We start from the raw sequence: 3,963 nt of genomic DNA, 5'->3' as shown, positions 1-3,963 counted from the left end.
CCGGGGCCCGGTCACCGGACGAGCGGGGCGTCCGCGTCGGCGGCGGGCAGGGGCGTGTCGCGGTGTGCAGCGATGCCCGCACGGGACAACCCGACGTCGACGACCCGGTCGAGGCGGGCGGGCGGGGCGGGGCGCCAGAGCCCGGCGACCCGGCGCCCGTCTGCACGGACGAGACGGCACCGCTCCTGGTAGCCGGCACGGCGATAGAGGCGGTGGTCGGCCTCGTGGTGCGCCTCGGCGTAGGTGGGCAGGCCGAGCGTGTCCATCCACTGGTGACTGCCGGCGAGGATGGTGGCGGCCTGCCCCGCCCGGTCGGCGTCCGGCGGTGCGGCGAGCAGGGCAAGGTGCTGGTGGGGCTCCTCGGGGCGTCGCGCGGCGAGGACCTCGTCGAACCGGCGGAAGCGGGCGGCGTGCACGCCACAGGCGTCGTCGAGCCGTTCGTCGTAGCGGGGCGGCGGCGGGATCGGCCGGTACCGGTGGAACCAGACCGTGGCCGCCGCGCCGTTCGCCAGCAGGAACGCGTCGCCGAAGAGAAGGGCGTGTTCGACCCGGATCCGGGCCACGGCGGCGAGGACGGCGGGCCGCCGTCGCGGATCGGGTACGAGCCATGCGCCGGTGGCGGTCGGCGCGACGGTGGCGGTGACGAGGTCGACGATCCAGTCGATGTCGCTCCAGCGGGCGCGGTGGACCAGCGGGGTGACCTGCACGAGAGCTCCTGTGTCGTCGGGCCGGTCGGTGACGCGGACACCGGTGCCGGCCGGTGCCGTCTGGTCACGGTCAGCGAACGCGAACGACCTTAACCCACAGCGACACTCCGATCACAGAGTGCTCCATGTGTCGGGACATGGACAGTTCACGGACACTGGTCCAACCAGTTGACGAGTTGACGTGCGTTGCGCCACACTGCCCGGCATGGCATTCGTCCCCGTCACTCGTGCCTCCGTCTCCGACCTCGTCTTCGGGCAGCTCCGCGACGCCATCGTCAGCGGCACCTACCGGACCGACGACACCCTGCCCGGCGAGCGGGAACTGGCCGCCGCGTTCCAGGTCAACCGGCACGCCGTCCGCGAGGCGCTGCGCCGGTTGCAGCAGCTCGGCCTGGTGCGGGTCAGCCAGGGCGGGGCGACCCGGGTGCTCGACTGGCGGGTGCACGCCGGGCTGGACCTGGCCCTGTCGCTGGTGCAGTCCGGTGACGTACTCCCGGTGACCACGCTGCTGCGCGACATGATGGACATGCGCGCGTGCATCGGCGTCGACGCCGCCCGGCTCTGCGCCCGTCGGGCCGACCCGGCCGCCCGGGACCAGGTCGTCCGCGCGGTCGAGGAGTTGAGCGCCCTCGCACCGGACCTGGTGGCGATGGGCGAGGCCAACATCGTGCTCTGGCGGCGGATCCTCTGCGGCAGCGGCAACACCGCGTACCTGCTGGCCTTCAACAGTCTGGTGGCCGGCGCCCTCGCGGTCGGCAAGGTCCCGCCGCAGCGGCGCGCCGCCGAGTTGCTCGACGTCACCGGGCACCGCCGGCTGGCCGGGGCCATCGCCGAGGGCCGGGCCGACGACGCCGCCGACCAGGCGCGGGCCCTGCTGACAGCCCCCCTCACCGATCCCGCCAGGAAGGACAGCCGCGCATGATCCCCGCCGTGCTCTACGCCGTTCCGGCGTTCCTGCTGCTGATTCTCGTCGAGGCGCTGTCGTACCGGTTCGCGCCGGACGACACCGCACGCGGCTACCAGGCACGGGACACCGCCACCAGCCTGACCATGGGTGCCGGCAGCCAACTCGTCGGCGTGCCCTGGAAGCTGCTCACCGTCGGGCTGTACGCGGCGGCGTACACCGTCTCGCCCTTCCAGCTCTCCCCCGGCGACTGGTGGGTGTGGGTGCTGCTGTTCTTCGCCGACGACGTCGCCTACTACTGGTTCCACCGGGCACACCACGAGGTACGGCTCTTCTGGGCCGGGCACGTGGTGCACCACTCCAGCGTCTTCTTCAACTTCTCCACCGCCCTGCGGCAGAGCTGGACGCCGATGACCTCGCTGCCGTTCTGGCTCGTCCTGGCGCTGCTCGGCATCCCGCCGTGGATGATCTTCCTCCAGCAGTCGATCAGCCTGCTGTACCAGTTCTTCCTGCACACCGAACGGATCACCGTGCTCCCCCGGCCGATCGAGTTCGTCTTCAACACCCCGTCGCACCACCGGGTGCACCACGGGTCGAACAACGAGTACCTCGACCGCAACTACGGCGGCATCCTGATCGTCTGGGACCGGCTGTTCGGCACCTTCGCCCCGGAGGGCAACGCCGTGCGGTACGGACTGACCACGAACATCGGCACGTACCACCCACTGCGGGTGGCCACCCACGAGTACGCGGCGATCTGGCGGGACCTGCGCGGCACCACGAGCTGGCGACACCGGCTCGGCTACCTGCTGGGTCGCCCCGGCTGGCAGCCCGCGCGGGCGACCGCCCGACCCGGGGCGCTGGCCGGATGAGCGGGCCGACTCACACCACCGACCCGACGCGTCGACCGGACCGGTCCGCGCGTACCCGGCGCGGCACGCCCTGGCTAGGGGCGTTCCTGGTGGTGGCGGTCGTGGAGCTGATCGCGGTGGCGGTCGACGCGACCCCGGTGCAGTGGCTGGCCAAGCCGCTGCTCGCGCCGCTGCTGCTGGCCTGGCTCTGGCGGGTACGCGGACAGACCGGCCTGGTCGCTGTCGCGCTGGTCTTCGCCACCGCCGGTGACATCGCGCTGCTGGTGCCGGGCGAGGTCGCGTTCCTGGTCGGGATGGGCTGCTTCCTCGGTACGCAACTGGCGCTGATCACCGCGTTCGTCCGCCTGAGGCGGCCGCCGGTGCCGGCGCTGGTCGGGTACCTGCTGCTCTGGGCGGGCGCGATGGCGCTGCTCTGGCCGCGCCTCGGCGACCTGCGCTGGCCGGTGCTCGGGTACGGCCTGGCGCTGACCCTGATGGCCGCCACCGCGACGGCCGTCAACCGGCGGGTCGCGGTCGGCGCCGCGCTGTTCCTCGTGTCGGACCTGCTGATCGGCCTCGGCGCGGCCGGCACCACGCTGCCCGCACACGGGGTGCTGGTGATGACGACCTACAGCGCGGCGCTGCTGCTGATCACCACGGGCTTGGCGGCCCGCGACGAGCCCGGTCAGACCGGCGGCATCAGCCCGCCCCGGTAGGCGGCGGCGACCGCCTGGGCACGGTCACGAAGTCCGAGTTTCATCAGCACCCGGCCGACGTGCGTCTTCACCGTCGCGTCGCCGATGTGCAGCCGCGCGGCGATCTCGGCGTTGGACAGCCCGTGTGCCATCTGCACCAGCACCTGCCGCTCGCGGTCGGTGAGCCGGTCCAGCTCGGCGGTGGTGGGCGCACGGTGCTCGCCGAGCGCCGCGAACTCGGTCAGCAGCGCCCGGGTCACCGCCGGGTCCAGCCACGCCTCGCCGGCCGCGACGGCACGGACCGCCATGGTCAGTTCGTCGGGGACGGCGTCCTTGAGCAGGAACCCGGACGCACCGGCCCGCAGCGCGGCGCGGACCGCGTCGTCGACGTGGTAGGTGGTGAGGACCAGCACCCGCACCTCGGCGTCGTCGGCGGTGATCTGGCGGGTGGCGGTCACCCCGTCGGTGCCCGGCATCCGCACGTCCATCAGCACTACGTCGGGGCGGATCCGGCGGGCCAGCTCGACGGCGGCGGCACCGTCGTCGCACTCGCCGACCACCTCGATGTCCGCCTCGGCGGCGAGCAGCATCGCGATCCCGGACCGCACCAGCGGTTGGTCGTCGGCGAGCAGCACCCGGATCAGGAGGTCACCGCCACGGTCGACAGGGCGCGCAGCGGCAGGCGCGCGTACACCCGGAAGCCCTCGCCCGGCAGCGGTCCGGCGGCCAGCTCGCCGCCGACCACGGCGACACGCTCGCGCCTGTCTCTTCTTCACATCTCCGAGCCCACGAGACTAGCGCTCATC

Annotated in this window: 5 protein-coding genes; 3 read left to right on the top strand and 2 right to left on the bottom strand. The window is 73.0% G+C overall.

The window, feature by feature from the left end:
• Positions 1-11: 11 nt before the first annotated feature.
• Positions 12-707 carry a hypothetical protein gene (locus EYA84_RS28190; RefSeq protein ID WP_131056938.1) on the bottom strand — a complete coding sequence of 232 codons (696 nt, stop codon included), beginning with the start codon at positions 705-707 and terminating at the stop codon, positions 12-14.
• Between the two features lie 205 nt (positions 708-912).
• Here EYA84_RS28190 and EYA84_RS28185 point away from each other — a divergent pair, with 205 nt between their 5' ends.
• Genes EYA84_RS28185 through EYA84_RS28175 form a run of 3 tightly spaced genes read left to right on the top strand, consistent with a single transcriptional unit; the run spans position 913 to position 3,178 of the window.
• Positions 913-1,629 (top strand): FadR/GntR family transcriptional regulator, encoded by a 717-nt coding sequence (locus EYA84_RS28185; RefSeq protein ID WP_131056937.1) that lies wholly within the window; start codon positions 913-915, stop codon positions 1,627-1,629.
• Entirely contained in the window at positions 1,626-2,483 is an 858-nt protein-coding gene (locus tag EYA84_RS28180) for a sterol desaturase family protein (protein ID WP_131056935.1), read from the top strand. Before EYA84_RS28185 ends, EYA84_RS28180 begins: the two co-directional genes overlap by 4 nt.
• On the top strand, positions 2,480-3,178 hold the full coding sequence (locus EYA84_RS28175; protein WP_131056933.1) for a lysoplasmalogenase: 699 nt from the start codon (positions 2,480-2,482) through the stop codon (positions 3,176-3,178). The genes EYA84_RS28180 and EYA84_RS28175 overlap by 4 nt, the downstream gene beginning before the upstream one ends.
• Here the strand turns inward: EYA84_RS28175 and EYA84_RS28170 are convergent.
• Positions 3,148-3,801 carry a response regulator transcription factor gene (locus EYA84_RS28170; RefSeq protein WP_131056940.1) on the bottom strand — a complete coding sequence of 218 codons (654 nt, stop codon included), beginning with the start codon at positions 3,799-3,801 and terminating at the stop codon, positions 3,148-3,150. The genes EYA84_RS28175 and EYA84_RS28170 overlap by 31 nt on opposite strands.
• Positions 3,802-3,963 lie beyond the last annotated feature (162 nt).

This window comes from Verrucosispora sp. SN26_14.1, from assembly GCF_004307965.1.
Lineage (GTDB): Bacteria > Actinomycetota > Actinomycetes > Mycobacteriales > Micromonosporaceae > Micromonospora.
The sequence above is the reverse complement of the archived record's forward strand: the minus strand, read 5'-3'. Positions and strand labels throughout refer to the sequence as shown.

Coding starts and splice junctions, on each gene's coding strand:
- EYA84_RS28180 (WP_131056935.1), top strand. CDS start 1,626: ATGATCCCCGCCGTGCTCTACGCCGTTCCGGCGTTCCTGCTGCTGATT.
- EYA84_RS28185 (WP_131056937.1), top strand. CDS start 913: ATGGCATTCGTCCCCGTCACTCGTGCCTCCGTCTCCGACCTCGTCTTC.
- EYA84_RS28175 (WP_131056933.1), top strand. CDS start 2,480: ATGAGCGGGCCGACTCACACCACCGACCCGACGCGTCGACCGGACCGG.